The organism is Streptomyces sp. AF1A (genome assembly GCF_047340315.1).
In the GTDB taxonomy this organism is placed as follows: domain Bacteria; phylum Actinomycetota; class Actinomycetes; order Streptomycetales; family Streptomycetaceae; genus Streptomyces.
Genome location: NZ_JBLEBI010000007.1, coordinates 54,778 through 68,789, shown reverse-complemented (window position 1 = coordinate 68,789; position 14,012 = coordinate 54,778). Strand labels below are relative to the sequence as shown.

12 protein-coding genes and 1 pseudogene are annotated in these 14,012 nt (G+C 72.3%); 7 read left to right on the top strand and 6 right to left on the bottom strand.

The window, feature by feature from the left end; genetic code table 11:
* The first annotated feature begins 1 nt into the window (after position 1).
* The 5 genes from ACLU3S_RS04085 (at position 2) to ACLU3S_RS04065 (ending at position 5,093) form a co-directional block, all read left to right on the top strand.
* Complete coding sequence (locus tag ACLU3S_RS04085; protein ID WP_413950326.1) at positions 2–1,336, top strand: sulfate adenylyltransferase subunit 1; 1,335 nt, start codon at positions 2–4, stop codon at positions 1,334–1,336.
* Between the two features lie 222 nt (positions 1,337–1,558).
* The gene (locus tag ACLU3S_RS04080; RefSeq protein ID WP_413950325.1) at positions 1,559–2,668 is read left to right on the top strand and encodes an aliphatic sulfonate ABC transporter substrate-binding protein; all 1,110 of its coding nucleotides are present in this window, start codon (positions 1,559–1,561) and stop codon (positions 2,666–2,668) included.
* Positions 2,669–2,703: 35 nt separating this feature from the next.
* Complete coding sequence (locus tag ACLU3S_RS04075; RefSeq protein WP_413950324.1) at positions 2,704–3,483, top strand: ABC transporter ATP-binding protein; 780 nt, start codon at positions 2,704–2,706, stop codon at positions 3,481–3,483.
* Positions 3,470–4,354 carry an ABC transporter permease gene (locus ACLU3S_RS04070; RefSeq protein WP_413950323.1) on the top strand — a complete coding sequence of 295 codons (885 nt, stop codon included), beginning with the start codon at positions 3,470–3,472 and terminating at the stop codon, positions 4,352–4,354. Before ACLU3S_RS04075 ends, ACLU3S_RS04070 begins: the two co-directional genes overlap by 14 nt.
* A gap of 1 nt (position 4,355) precedes the next feature.
* Positions 4,356–5,093: a sirohydrochlorin chelatase gene (locus ACLU3S_RS04065; protein ID WP_413950322.1), complete on the top strand. Its 738-nt coding sequence runs from the start codon at positions 4,356–4,358 to the stop codon at positions 5,091–5,093.
* A gap of 34 nt (positions 5,094–5,127) precedes the next feature.
* Here the strand turns inward: ACLU3S_RS04065 and ACLU3S_RS04060 are convergent, their stop codons facing one another.
* The 4 genes and pseudogenes from ACLU3S_RS04060 to ACLU3S_RS04045 all read right to left on the bottom strand — a co-directional run bounded on the left by ACLU3S_RS04060 (position 5,128) and on the right by ACLU3S_RS04045 (position 7,754).
* Positions 5,128–5,439, bottom strand: a complete 312-nt coding sequence (locus tag ACLU3S_RS04060) for a hypothetical protein (protein WP_413950321.1) — start codon at positions 5,437–5,439, stop codon at positions 5,128–5,130.
* 407 nt (positions 5,440–5,846) lie between these two features.
* The gene (locus ACLU3S_RS04055) at positions 5,847–6,503 is read right to left on the bottom strand and encodes a DsbA family protein (RefSeq protein ID WP_413950320.1); all 657 of its coding nucleotides are present in this window, start codon (positions 6,501–6,503) and stop codon (positions 5,847–5,849) included.
* A gap of 148 nt (positions 6,504–6,651) precedes the next feature.
* Positions 6,652–7,176 (bottom strand): annotated as a pseudogene (locus ACLU3S_RS04050) (ketopantoate reductase family protein); the annotation flags it as partial.
* A gap of 29 nt (positions 7,177–7,205) precedes the next feature.
* Positions 7,206–7,754, bottom strand: coding sequence for a DUF1697 domain-containing protein (locus tag ACLU3S_RS04045; RefSeq protein WP_413950319.1), 549 nt, complete (start codon positions 7,752–7,754; stop codon positions 7,206–7,208).
* 398 nt (positions 7,755–8,152) lie between these two features.
* Here ACLU3S_RS04045 and ACLU3S_RS04040 point away from each other — a divergent pair, with 398 nt between their 5' ends.
* Together ACLU3S_RS04040 and ACLU3S_RS04035 are read left to right on the top strand one after the other, a co-directional pair.
* Complete coding sequence (locus ACLU3S_RS04040) at positions 8,153–10,405, top strand: MMPL family transporter (RefSeq protein WP_413950318.1); 2,253 nt, start codon at positions 8,153–8,155, stop codon at positions 10,403–10,405.
* 305 nt (positions 10,406–10,710) lie between these two features.
* The gene (locus ACLU3S_RS04035) at positions 10,711–11,574 is read left to right on the top strand and encodes a phosphotransferase enzyme family protein (RefSeq protein WP_413950317.1); all 864 of its coding nucleotides are present in this window, start codon (positions 10,711–10,713) and stop codon (positions 11,572–11,574) included.
* Between the two features lie 88 nt (positions 11,575–11,662).
* Here the strand turns inward: ACLU3S_RS04035 and ACLU3S_RS04030 are convergent, their stop codons facing one another.
* Both ACLU3S_RS04030 and ACLU3S_RS04025 read right to left on the bottom strand, forming a co-directional pair.
* The gene (locus tag ACLU3S_RS04030) at positions 11,663–12,385 is read right to left on the bottom strand and encodes a 3'-5' exonuclease (RefSeq protein ID WP_413950316.1); all 723 of its coding nucleotides are present in this window, start codon (positions 12,383–12,385) and stop codon (positions 11,663–11,665) included.
* Between the two features lie 102 nt (positions 12,386–12,487).
* A complete protein-coding gene (locus ACLU3S_RS04025) occupies positions 12,488–13,726 on the bottom strand; it encodes an SAV2148 family HEPN domain-containing protein (protein WP_413950315.1) in 1,239 nt (412 codons plus the stop codon).
* Positions 13,727–14,012: the final 286 nt, after the last annotated feature.

The window sequence follows — 14,012 nt, the reverse complement described above, 5'->3', positions numbered from 1 at the left end:
GATGAGCACGACCACGACCGAGGCGCTCTCGGCCACCACCCTGCTGCGGTTCGCCACCGCCGGCTCCGTCGACGACGGCAAGTCCACGCTCGTCGGGCGGCTGCTGCACGACTCCAAGTCGGTCCTCGCCGACCAGCTGGAGGCCGTGGAGCGCGCCTCCGCGAGCCGCGGCCAGGACGGCCCGGACCTCGCCCTGCTCACCGACGGCCTGCGCGCCGAGCGCGAGCAGGGCATCACCATCGACGTCGCCTACCGCTACTTCGCGACCCCGCGGCGCCGGTTCATCCTGGCCGACACGCCGGGACACGTGCAGTACACGCGGAACATGGTCACCGGCGCCTCCACCGCCGAGCTGACCGTGATCCTCGTCGACGCCCGCAACGGCGTGGTCGAGCAGACCCGCCGGCACGCCGCGATCGCCGCCCTGCTCCGGGTCCCGCACGTCGTCCTCGCCGTCAACAAGATGGACCTCGTCGCGTACCGGGAGCCCGTGTTCGCCGCGATCGCCGAGGAGTTCACGGCCTACGCGACCGAGCTGGGCGTCCCCGAGGTCACCGCGATCCCGATCTCGGCGCTCGCCGGGGACAACGTGGTGGAACCGTCCGCGAACATGGACTGGTACGGCGGCCCGACCGTGCTCGAGCACCTGGAGACCGTGCCGGTCAGCCACGACCTGGCGCACTGCCACGCCCGGCTGCCCGTGCAGTACGTGATCCGGCCGCAGACCGCCGACCACCCCGACTACCGGGGCTACGCGGGCCAGATCGCGGCCGGCACCTTCCGGGTCGGCGACGACGTCACCGTCCTGCCGTCCGGCCTGAGGACGAGGATCTCCGGGATCGACCTGCTCGGCACGCCGGTCGACACGGCCTGGACGACGCAGTCGGTGACGGTGCTGCTCGAGGACGACATCGACGTCTCGCGCGGCGACCTGATCGTGCCGACGAAGGACGCGCCGGCCACCACCCAGGACGTGGAGGCGACCGTCTGCCACGTCGCCGACCAGCCGCTGACCGTCGGCCACCGGGTGCTGCTCAAGCACGGCACCCGCACGGTGAAGGCGATCGTGAAGGACATCCCGTCCCGGCTCACGCTGGACGACCTGTCGCTGCACCCGCACCCGGGTCAGCTCGTCGCCAACGACATCGGCCGGGTGAAGATCCGTACCGCCGAGCCGCTGCCCCTCGACTCCTACGCCGATTCGCGGCGCACGGGCTCGTTCATCCTGATCGACCCGAGCGACGGCACCACGCTCACCGCGGGCATGGTCGGCGAGTCGTTCGCCTCCCCCGACCCGGTCAAGGACCAGGCCGACCAGGACGGCTGGGACTTCTGACATGAACTCCACGGATTTCTTCTCGACGTTCGCGAAGGAGGGCGGCCGTGTCGGCAGCGGCGCCCTCGGCAGCGGGCAGGGCGGAGTGGCGCGATGTGCGCGCTGACGTACGCGCACCGCATGCGCGCCCTCACCCCCCACCGCAGTGAACGAAGACCTGCCGACCCCCCGGCCACGACCTGAGAGACCGTGACCGCCGGGCCAACGAGAGGAAACCCTCCCGTGCCTGCCAACCGATCGACGTACCTGCGCCGCGGCATGGCCGCGCTCGCCGCCCTTCCCCTCCTCACGCTCGCCGCCTGCGGTTACGGCTCCGAGTCCAAGAACGACGACACCACCAAGGTCGCCGCCGGCGCCAGGAAGATCGACGGACTCGACTCCGTGAAGATCGGCTACTTCGGCAACCTGACCCACGCCACCGCGCTGGTCGGCCGTGAGCAGGGCCTCTTCCAGAAGGAGCTGGGCGCCACCAAGGCGGACTACGCGACCTTCAACGCGGGTCCCTCCGAGATCGAGGCGCTGAACTCGGGCTCCATCGACATCGGCTGGATCGGCCCGTCCCCGGCGATCAACGGCTACACCAAGTCCGACGGCAAGAGCCTGAGGATCATCGGCGGTTCGGCGTCCGGCGGGGTGAAGCTGGTCGTGAACCCGAAGAAGATCACGTCCCTGAAGGACGTCGAGGGCAAGAAGATCGCCACCCCTCAGCTCGGCAACACCCAGGACGTGGCGTTCCTCAACTGGGCCGCGCAGCAGGGCTGGAAGGTCGACGCGCAGAGCGGCAAGGGTGACGTCACGGTCGTCCGCAGCGACAACAAGGTGACCCCGGACGCGTTCAGGGCCGGGTCGGTCGACGGCGCCTGGGTGCCGGAGCCGACCGCGTCCAAGCTGGTCGCCGAGGGCGGCAAGGTGCTGCTGGACGAGTCGGCGCTGTGGCCGGACAAGAAGTTCGTGATCACCAACATCATCGTGCGCCAGGCCTTCCTCGAGGAGCACCCGAAGGCCGTCGAGGCCGTGCTGAGGGCCTCGGTCGAGGCCAACAAGTGGATCAACGCCAACCCGGACCGGGCCAAGGCTGCCGCGAACAAGCAGCTGGGCATCGACTCCGGCAAGGAGCTGCCCGCCGACGTCCTCGACCCGGCCTGGAAGTCCATCCAGTTCACCGACGACCCGCTGGCCTCCACCCTCGGCACCGAGGCGGCGCACGCGGTCAAGGCCGGCCTGCTGGACAAGCCGGACCTGAAGGGGATCTACGACCTGACGATCCTCAACAAGGTCCTCGAGGCCGCGGGCGAGAGCCCGGTCGACGCCGCCGGTCTCGGCACCAGCTGACACCCGTCCGGAAGAGTTCCCAGGAGGTGACGACCATGGCCACGACCCTCGCCAAGGCCGCTGAGTCGGTCGACTACGCCGCACGGCTCGAGCACGTCTCGAAGTCCTTCGCGGGACCGGGCGGGCAGCAGCTCGTCCTGGACGACATCAGCCTCGATGTCGCGCCCGGCGAGTTCGTCACCCTCCTGGGGGCCTCGGGCTGCGGCAAGTCCACGCTGCTGAACCTGGTGGCGGGCCTGGACCGGCCCACCGCCGGATCCATCACCACGGACGGCCGCCCCGCGCTGATGTTCCAGGAGCACGCGCTGTTCCCGTGGCTGACCGCGGGCAAGAACATCGAACTCGCCCTGAAGCTCAGGGGGGTCGCCAAGTCCGAGCGGCGCGGCAGGGCCGAGGAGCTGCTCGCGCTCGTGAGGCTGAAGGGCGCGTACGGCAAGCGGGTGCACGAGCTGTCGGGCGGCATGCGCCAGCGCGTGGCGCTGGCCCGCGCGCTGGCGCAGGAGAGCAACCTGCTGCTGATGGACGAGCCGTTCGCGGCCCTGGACGCCATCACCCGGGACGTGCTGCACGACGAGCTGACCCGGATCTGGTCGGAGACCGGGCTGTCCGTGCTGTTCGTGACGCACAACGTGCGGGAGGCGGTGCGCCTCGCACAGCGCGTCGTCCTGCTGTCCTCCCGTCCGGGCCGGGTGGCCCGCGAGTGGAGCGTCGGCATTCCGCAGCCGCGCCGCATCGAGGACGCCCCCGTGGCGGAACTGTCCCTCGAGATCACCGAAGTCCTGCGTGGGGAGATCCGCCGCCATGGCCAGCACTGAGACGACGACCGCCCCCGAGACGGGGAGCGTGGAGGCGGGCCTCGACGCGCTGGAGACCGCGCAGTCGGGCCGTACGCCGTTCCGCCGGACCCTCGTCGACAAGATAGTGCCGCCGATCACGGCGATCGCGGTGGTGCTGGTGGTCTGGCAGGGCCTGATCACCCTCAAGATCGTCGACGACCCGACCAGGCTGCCCACGCCGGGCGCGGTCTGGCGCGCCTTTCGCGAGGACTGGCTGCAGGGCAATCTGCTCGGCTACATCTGGACCAGTGTCTCGCGCGGTCTGCTCGGCTTCTGCTTCGCGCTGCTGATCGGCACCCCGCTGGGCCTGCTGGTGGCGCGGGTGAAGTTCGTGCGCGCGGCCATCGGCCCGATCCTGTCGGGCCTGCAGTCGCTGCCGTCGGTGGCCTGGGTGCCGCCGGCCGTGATCTGGCTGGGCCTGAACAACTCGATGATGTACGCGGTGATCCTGCTCGGCGCCGTGCCGTCCATCGCCAACGGCCTAATGTCCGGCGTGGACCAGGTGCCGCCGCTGTTCCTGCGCGCGGGCCGCACGCTGGGCGCGACCGGGGTGAAGGGCACCTGGCACGTCACTCTGCCGGCGGCGCTGCCCGGCTATGTGGCCGGCATGAAGCAGGGCTGGGCCTTCTCCTGGCGCTCCCTGATGGCCGCGGAGATCATCGCGAACTTCCCCGACCTGGGCACGGGCCTCGGCCAGCTGCTGGAGAACGCCCGCACGGCCAGCGACATGGCCATGGTGTTCGAGGCCATCCTGCTGATCCTGTTCGTCGGCATCGCCATCGACCTGCTGATCTTCAGCCCGCTGGAGCGGTGGGTGCTGCGCAGCCGCGGCCTGCTGGTGAAGGGCTGACATGAGTACGCCGGTTCTCCTCGTCATCGCCCACGGCAGCCGCGACCCGCGGCACGCCGCGACCGTGCACGCCCTCGTGGAGCGGGTGCGGTCGCAGCGGCCGGGGCTGCGCGTGGAGACCGGCTTCCTGGACTTCAACGTGCCCTCGGTGCAGGGCGTGCTGGAGTCCCTCGCGGCGCAGGGGGTGCGGGACGTGGTGGCCCTGCCGCTGCTGCTGACCCGGGCCTTCCACGCCAAGGCGGACATCCCGGCGGTGCTGCGGGAGGCGCCGACGCGGCTGCGGATCCGGCAGGCGGAGGTGCTCGGCCCGTCGCCGCTGCTGCTGTCGGCGCTGGAACGGCGCCTGTACGAGGCGGGGCTGGCGCCCGCCGACAAGTCCTCGACCGGGGTCGTGCTGGCCTCGGCGGGGTCCTCCGACCCGGAGGCGATCGCAGTGATCGCCGACATCGCGCGGGAGTGGTGGCACACCGGTTGGTGCGCCGTGCGGCCTGCGTTCGCCTCCGCATCCCTGCCCCGTACGGAGGACGCCGTACGGGAGTTGCGCGCCCTCGGCTGCGAGCGGGTCGCCGTCGCGCCGTACGTCCTGGCCCCCGGCTTTCTGCCGGACCGCATCGCGCGCGGCGCGGCCGGCGCCGATGTCCTGGCGGATGTGCTGGGACCGGCGCCGGAGGTGGCACGGCTGCTGCTGCGGCGCTACGACGCGGCACGCCGGCCTTCGCTGCAGGCGCTCGGCGCCTGAGCACCGCCGGGCCCGGGCCGGCCGGGCGCCGGGGTCACAGGCCGAGGGCGTGGGTGAGATGCCGGGTGAAGGTGAGGCTGCCGGTGCCGGCCGACGCGGTGATGGCGATGTTCTCGAGGGCGGAGCGGATGCGGCCGCGGTTGGGCGGCAGGCCGTCCTCGGCGGACTGGGCCAGCTCACCCTGGATGATCTCGCCCTGGCCGACGAGGCCGGGGTACTCCGTGTGCAGCGACTCGGTGAGCCGGTCGGCGACGCTCATGAGGGTCGCGAGGTCCGGCGTGCCGTGGGTCATGTCGAGATGGCCTCCGAAGGGGCCGTTGACGTTTCCGAAGTCGTAGCTGCTCATGTCCTGTCCTCGCTCGTGGTCGGGAGGGTGCGTTACCGATGGTGCGGGCGGCCGCCGCCGCCGTGGACGTGGCATCCGGGCCCTGCGGCGGCTGACACGCCGAGAAGGCCGAAAATCGCCACTCGTTCGGGTGATCGGTGTCCGTTGACCGGCTCCCGGACCCGGAAGCGGAGCGGCACGAACGCGCTCTCGCTTCACCCTAGGGACAACTCGCCGTGTTTGTCGCGTTGTTCGGCGAGCGGGACCCTCTGAGGACGGGGACGTGATAAAAGGCCGACGTGGTCCGGCGCTCCCCTGTGACGTCGGACCACGTCGGCACTCCGTTCTGCGCCGATCGCGGCCCGCGTGTCACTGGCGTGGGGAAGCGGGCGCCGGCGAGCGGCGGTTATCGGCCAGCCGCCTCCGGTTCAGTCGAAGCGGAGGGAGCCGGTTCGGGTGCGCTTGAGCTCGAAGAAGTCGGGCTGGCGGGCCAGCACCCGGAAACTGTCGAAGAGTTCGGCCGCCTCGGCGCCGCGGGGAATGGCGCGCAGCACGGGTCCGAACCACACCGTGCCGTCGACGTGGATGGTCGGTGTGCCCACGTATCCGCCCGAGTCGGGCTCGGCGCCGGCCGCGTGGCTGCGGCGCACGGCGTCGTCGTACGACGGGTCGTGCGCGGCGGCCGACAGCCCGGCGGGCAGCCCGAGTTCGGCCAGCGACTCGGTCACCACCAGGTCGAAGTCCTTGATCCCGCGCTCGTGGATCCGGGTCCCGAAGGCGGTGTACAGCTCGCGCAGCACCTGTTCGCCGTGACCCTCGGCGGCGGCCACCGCGACCCGCACCGGGCCGATCGAGCGGTCCACCAAATCCCGGTACCAGTCCGGGAGTTCGTTGCCGATGTTGTGCAGGTACAGGCTCATCGCGCGGAATCGCAGGTCGAGCGGGCGCAGGCGCTCGACCTCCAGCAGCCAGCGGGAGGTGATCCAGGCGAAGGGGCAGGCCGGGTCGAAGAAGAAGTCGACGCGGGTCGGCTCGGACTCGGTGGTGGCGATGGCCGTGGCGGTGTCGGATTCGCTGGTTGTCATGCTAGGAACGCTAGTCCGCCAATGGCACAGTGTCCCGGACCATTCCTCGCTTGTTTTCCTGGTCCATTTGCCGGCGGGCGGACGCTCGCCCAGTGCCCGGAAGTTGCGACCGGATCTTTGTCGCCCGCACTCCTGGAGGGCGTCGTCGATCGGTGCCGTGCGGGAGGCGGCCCAGGTGAAGGATGCCGGTGAGCGGGGCGCCGAAGGAGCGGACCACGCCGGGCTCCAGGAAGGTGGAGGGCAGCCAGACGCAGACGGCGTACACCTGCCGGAAGCGGCGCAGCGCGAGCCGGCCGCCCTCGACGCCGTTCTGCAGGCAGACGAGCGGCAGCCGTTCGGCCGCCGTGCCCCCGCCGGCCACCGGCACGTCGGCCCAGGCCTCCAGGGCGGCCACGGTGTTCTGGGTCTTCACCGCGAGCACGAGGACATCGTCGGACCGCAGCTCGCCGAGCGGGCCCGGCCCCTCCAGGGCCGGCAGCCGGTGCAGCGACTCCCCCTCGGGGACGCGCAGTCGCAGCCCGTGCTCGCCGAGTGCCGCCAGGTGGCGGCCGCGCGCGACGAGGACGACCTCGCGTCCGGCCTGGGCCAGCCGCCCGCCGACGGCGCCGCCGACCGCTCCGGCTCCGGCTCCGGCTCCGGCTCCGGCTCCGGCTCCGATCACGATGTGGCGCATGCGGCCGAGCCTCGTACACGCGTGTGCCGTCACGGCGCCGGGGCGGTCAGCTCGACCAGCTTCAGCACGGTGTGCCAGTTCCGGCTGGTGGCGATCAGGTCCCTGAGGATCCGGCGCCGGGACAGGGCCTCGGCGAGCTTGGAGCGGCCGAGCCCGTCGGGGACGTACAGGTACAGACAGCGGTCGCCGAGGCGGAACTCCTCGGGGAGGTGGGCGGCCGCGTCGATGTCCGCGTAGCGGTCCGCGGCGACGGGTGCGGAGAAGTAGGTGACGTGCAGCTGCCTCGCCTCGAGGTCGGCGGCCGGGAAGGGACAGGCCCCGGCCACCGCGGCGAGATAGGCGTGGTCGCGCACGATCACGTCCACCGGGAAACCGAAGCGCTCCTCGACGGCCCGGCTCAACTCCCCGGCCAGCGTGTCCTCGTCACCGTGATCGGTGGTGAACACGGCCTGCCCGCTCTGCAGATAGGTACGTACGCCGGTGTGGCCCAAACCGGTCAGAAGCGCGCGCAGGTCGGCCATGGGGAGCTTACGGCCGCCGACGTTGATCCCGCGCAACAGCGCCGCGTAGGTCGTCATCCGGCCACCATAGAGCGGCCGTCGTGCCCCGTGGGGGCGGGCACGACGGCCGCACCCGCACACCGGGCGGGCTGCGCGAAACTCTGGCGGATGAGCGGGGGCCGGATCAACCTCTACACGCAGCTGTGACTTGTTCAACAAGGTTTCGTAATCACAAAGCGGATCGCCGACGGCGGAACGGACATCCCGCCGGGCTCCGCCCGCACCCCGAGGCCCGCCCCCGAGAAGTGCCGATAGGTGTAAGGGGCCGCCGTCCTCCCCAGTGCGGAGACAGGGCTCGGCCACTTCACCGGGCAGCACGAGGAGACGGACGGGTCCGGCCCCTACCGTCGAAGCGGAGGTGCCGAGGACGTGACGGCAGGGGGCCGTCACCGCACACGAGGAGGGGAAGACCCGCGATGGGGAACAGGGATGTGCGGGTGCGGGGGCTGGCGGCCCGCGCCGGCGGCTGGAGCGCCCGGCACCGCTGGGCGGCCGTCGGCATATGGGTGCTGTTCGTCGTGCTGGCGATGGGGCTCGGCTCGGCCGCGGGCCGCGTCGACGTGGACGAGGGCGACCAGCTCAAGGGCGAGACCCATACGGCCGCGCAGATCATCGACGACGCGGGGATCAAGGAGCCGGCCGCCGAGACCGTCCTGATCCAGTCGCGGGACGGTGCGGTGCGGGCGACCAGCGGCGAGTTCCGCGCCGCCGTCGCCGACGTCGTCAAGGCGGTCGGGGCGACCGGCCGGGTCACCGGCGTGACCTCGCCGTACGACACGCACACCATCTCCCGCGACGGCCGCAGCGCGCTGGTGCAGTTCGACCTGCGCGGGGACGCCAAGACGGCCGCCGACCGGGTGGAGCCGGTGCTGGACGCCGTCGCCGGGGTGCAGAAGGAGCACGGTGGGCTGCGGATCGAGGAGATCGGCGCGGCCAGCATGCAGAAGCAGTACAAGGACGCCTTCGGCGACGACTTCAAGCAGGCCGAGTACTCGGCCGTGCCGGTGGCCCTCGGCATCCTGCTGATCGCGTTCGGCGCGCTGGTGGCCGCGCTGCTGCCGGTGGGCCTGGCGATCACCGCGATCATGGCGACGATGGGTCTGATGGGCATCGTCAGCCATCTGCAGCCGATGAGCGACACCGCCAACTCCGTGATGCTGCTGGTCGGTATGGCCGTAGGGGTCGACTACTGCCTGTTCTACCTGCGCCGCGAACGCGAGGAACGGGCCGCGGGCCGCGACGCGGGCACCGCGCTGAGGATCGCCGCGGCCACCAGCGGCCGGGCGGTCATCGTCTCCGGTGTCACGGTGTGCGTGGCGATGGCGGGCATGCTCTTCACCGGCCTCGCCGAGTTCGAGGCGATGGGCCTGGCCTCGCTCATGGTCGTGGCGGTCGCCATGGTCGGGTCGGTCACCGTGCTGCCCGCGCTGCTCTCGCTGCTCGGCGAGCGGGTGGAGAAGGGGCGGATCCCGTTCCTGCGCCGTCGGCGCCGGACCACCCGGGCCGCGGACGAGGGGAGCCGGTTCTGGACGGCCGTGCTGCGGGGCGTGCTGGCCCGGCCGCTGGTCTCCGTCGTCGTGGCGGTCGGCGCGCTGCTGGCGATCGCCGCGCCCGCGCTCGGCATGAAGACGCAGCAGCTCACCCTGGACCAGGAGTTCGGGAACTCGCTGCCCATCGTGCAGACGTACCAGCGCGTCAACGAGGCCTTCCCGGGCGGCAGCGAGCCGGCCCAGGTCGTCGTCAGGGCCAGGGACATCAACGCGCCCGAGGTGCGGCAGGCACTCGCCGACTTCAAGCAGCGGGCGATCGCCTCGGGCGCCTCGCGCGGCCCGGTCGACATCAGGCTGCACGACGCGCAGAACGTGGCCGTGGTCTCCGTGCCGCTGGTCGGCGGCTCCGACATGGACCAGGCCGTCAAGAGCCTGGACAAGCTGCGGGACGAGGTGCGGCCCGCCACGCTCGGCCGGGTGTCCGGCGTGCAGGCGCCGATCACCGGTCAGGTGGCCGGCAACCACGACTTCAACGACCAGTTGCTCGGCTCCGTCGTGCCGGTCTTCGCGTTCGTGGTCGTCTTCGCCTTCCTGCTGATGCTGCTGTCCTTCCGCTCGCTCACCGTCGCGATCACGTCGATCCTGCTCAACCTGCTGTCGGTGGGCGCCGCCTACGGCATCCTCGTGGCCGTCTTCCAGCATGGCTGGGGCGCCTCGCTGGTGGGCGCGGAGGGTGTCGGCGCGATCGTGACCTGGCTGCCCCTGTTCCTGTTCGTGATCCTGTTCGGGCTGTCCATGGACTACCACGTGTTCGTGGTCTCCCGGATCCGCGAGGCCCGGATGCGCGGCCGCGACACGAAGGACGCGATCCGGCACGGCGTGGTCACCACGGCCGGGGTCGTCACCAGTGCCGCGGTCATCATGGTCGCCGTGTTCGCGATCTTCGGCACGCTGTCCATGCAGTCCATGAAGCAGATGGGCGTGGGCCTGGCCGCCGCGGTGCTCATCGACGCCACGGTCATCCGCGGGGTGCTGCTGCCGGCGGTGATGGCACTCCTCGGCGAGCGCAACTGGTACCTGCCGAAGTGGCTCCACCGGCTGCCCGACCTCACCCACGACGAGTCCCCCGAGCCGGTCCCGGCCCCGGCCCGCGGCGAGGACGAACCCCTGCCCGTCTGACCCCGCCCCGCCGCTCACCACAGGACCCGTTGCCCTCCCGGGGCGACGGGTCCTGTGCGTGCCCCTGTCCGCTGCCGTGCCCCTGTCCGCTGCCGTGCCCGCGTCGCGCCGCTGTGTCTGCGCGTCCCCCGCCGCGCCCGCGTGTCGCCGCCGTGCTCGCGTCGCGCCGCCGTGCCCGCGTTGCGCCAACGAGCCGTCCACGGGTCGTCGACGGCCCGCTCACCGCCTCCCACCTGTGCGAATGGGAGACTGGCCGGAGACGGCGGACGCCGGGCGCGGGACGACGGCAGCTTGGAGGATCGACGATGGACGAGGCGCGGGCGCGGGACGTACTGGTCGCGGCGCAGGTGGTGCCGGGCCCGGCACGGGACGCGGAGTTGCTCGCCCTCGGGGAGAACGCGGTGTTCGCCGCCGGCGACCTGGTGGTCAAGGTGGGGCGGGACGCCGAACTGCTGGAGCGGGCCCGGCGCGAGCTGGACATCGCCGGGTGGCTCGCGCGGGCCGGTGTGCCGGCGGTGCGGGCGGCCGAGCCGACGCCGCGCCTGGTGGAGGGACACCCGGTGACGGTGTGGCACCGGCTGTCCGCGCCGGTGCGGGCAGCCGAGCCGCGGGACCTCGCCGGGCTGCTGCGCATCGTGCACGCACTGCCCGCTCCCCCCTTCGCGTTGCCGCCGCGCGACCTGCTGGGCGGTGTGGAGCGCTGGCTGCGCCTGGCGGGCGACGCGATCGACCCGGCGGACGCGGGCTATCTCCGCGAGCGCCGGGACGGCTTCGCGGCGGCCGCGGCCGCGCTGACGCCCCGCCTGACCCCGGGTCCGATCCACGGTGACGCGCTGCCCCGCAACGTCCACGTCGGACCCGACGGACCGGTCCTGGTCGACCTGGAGACCTTCTCCGCCGACCTGCGCGAGCACGACCTGGTGGTCATGGCCCTCTCCCGCGACCGGTACGGGCTGCCGGCCGAGGCGTACGACGCCTTCACCGGGGCCTACGGCTGGGACGTGCGGGAGTGGGAGGGGTGCTCGGTGCTGCGGGGCGCCCGGGAGACCGCGAGCTGCGCGTGGGTGGCCCAGCACGCGCCGAGCAACCCCAGGGCGCTGGCGGAGTTCCGCCGCCGGGTGGCGTCACTGCGGGACGGGGACGAGACCGTGCGCTGGTACCCCTTCTGAGCCGGTGTCCCTGAGCCACTGCCCCGAGCGGGTGGTGGCCCTGAACCGCTGCCGCTGGGCCGGTCCCTCAGAGCCGGTACCGCCCCGCTCAGACCGCCTCGGCCGCCAACTCCCGCAGCGGCCACGTCCCGTCCACCACCGCCGTCGCGTCGCCCTTGCGGCGCAGGAACGCCTGGAAGTCCGCCGCCCACTGCGCGTACCACTCGATCTGCCTGCGGTGCAGTTCCGCCGGGCTCAGACCGGCGATCTTGGGGTGGCGGTCGGCTATCGCGGTGGCGAGGCGCGCGGCCGCGAGGGCGTCCGCCGAGGCGTTGTGCGCCGCGGCGAGGACGACGCCGTACTCGGCGCACACCGCCTCCAGGTTCCGCTTGCCACGGCGGTAGCGGTCCACCCAGCGGTCGATGGTGTAGGGATCGACGACCGGGGCCGGGGCGAGGCCGCCGAGGCGGTCGGCGAGGGACGGCAGGCCGTGCCGCCGCAGTTCGGCGGAGAGCAGGGTGAGGTCGAAGGCCGCGTTGTAGGCGACGACCGGGACGCCCGTTCTCCAGTAGGACACCAGCACCTCCGCGATGGCGTCGGCCACCTGGTCGGCCGGCCTGCCCTCGGCCGCCGCGCGCGCGTTGCTGATGCCGTGCACCGCGACCGCGTCGGCCGGGATCTCCACACCCGGATCGGCCAGCCACTCCCTGTGGCCCATGGGCTCACCGGCCCTGACCTCGATCACGGCGCCGGTGACAATGCGCGCCTCGCGCGGATCGGTTCCGGTCGTCTCCAGGTCGAAGCCGATCAGCAGCTCCCGGTGCCAGCCCATCGGCGGCCCCCCTTCTCGGTGGTGCTTTCCCCCAGTGGTGTCCACCCTCGCATGCGCCACTGACAATCAGAGGGCCGCGTTCCGCTTGCCGCCTCGGACAGTTCAGGACACCGGGCGCGAATCCGCCCACGCGGTCTCGAATTCCTCGCGATATGTCGGGAAGAGGCCCGATTCGCCCACGTCGTCCGACTTGACCAGCCGACTGCCGTTGCGCAGCACGAGGACCGGCGACTCCATGCCCCGCGCGCCCCGCAGATAGGACTGCACCACGGCGATGCCGTCGGCGCCGTCGCCGTCCACCAGGTACGCGGTGAAGCGCGGCGTCTCGTCGTACACCTGGATCTCGAAGGCGCCCGGGTCGCGCAGCCGGGACCGCACCCGGCGCATGTGGAGGATGTTCATCTCGACGGAGCGGCTCAGTTCGCCCCGTTTCATCCCGAGTTCGCGCTCGCGGCGCTTGACGGAGCTGGAGGCCGGGTTGAGGAAGAGCAGCCGCACCCGGCAGCCCGACTCGGCGAGCCGCACCAGGCGCCGGCCGGAGAAGTTCTGCACGAGCAGGTTGAGGCCGATGCCGACGGCGTCCAGGCGGCGCGCTCCACCGAAGATGTCCTCCGCCGGGAACTGGCGCAGCAGCCGCACCCGGTCGGGGTGGACGGCGACGACGTCGGCGTACCGGTCGCCGACCAGGCTCTCGACCGCGTCGACCGGCAGCCGGCGGGTGGAGGGCACGTCGCCGCCCGAGCCGAGCATCTCCAGCAGCCGGGCCGAGGCCCGCTCGGCCTGGCCCAGGACCGCCTCGGACAGCGCCCGGTTGCGCGAGACGACGTTGCGGGTCACCTCCAGCTCGTCCAGGGCGAGCTCCAGGTCGCGGCGCTCGTCGAAGTACGGCTCGAAGCACGGCCAGTGCTGCACCATCAGCTCGCGCAGCTGCGGCATGGTCAGGAAGCTGAGCACGTTGTCGTCGGCCGGGTCGAGCAAGTAGCCCTTGCGGCGGCTGACTTCGCGTACCGCCACCGCGCGCTGCACCCACTCCTGCCCGGCCGGGCCGGCCGCGGCGACCACCCAGTCGTCGCCATGGACGGGTTCGTAGACCGGCCGCAGGACCGCGGCCACGACCGCGCGCAGCCGCTGTTCGACGAGGTTCAGCCAGATGTAGGCCCGGCCCGCCCGCTGGGCGCGGGTGCGCACCTCGCGCCAGGCGTCTGCGTCCCAGTCCAGCTCCGGCCCGATGGAACCCGCGTTCATCGGCCGGACCAGGGACACCGCGCCGGGCGGGACGTCTGTGGAGTTCCCCTCATGACCCTCGTCACCAGGGGGCAGCTCCAGCCCTCCCGAGCCCACCCGTGCACCGCCTTCCGCTCCCGGGCCTCTCCCACTCTCAACGATCAAGGAAGGGTACTCCGGGAGCGCTGCGCGGTGCAGCCGGATGGACAGGTCGGTTTCTCAACTGCCTTGCTCAACTGCGCAGCTTCTCAGGGCCGTTCCGCCGCGGCCGGGCACCGGGAGTGAGCGGTTTCATAACCGCGGGCCCCTCGGCCGGAGCCGCCGGCCCCGGCCGAGGGGCCGTGACCTGGCCCTGCCGTTCGCCACCCGCCCGGAGCCCGCCGTCCGGCGCGGTGGGCTCCGG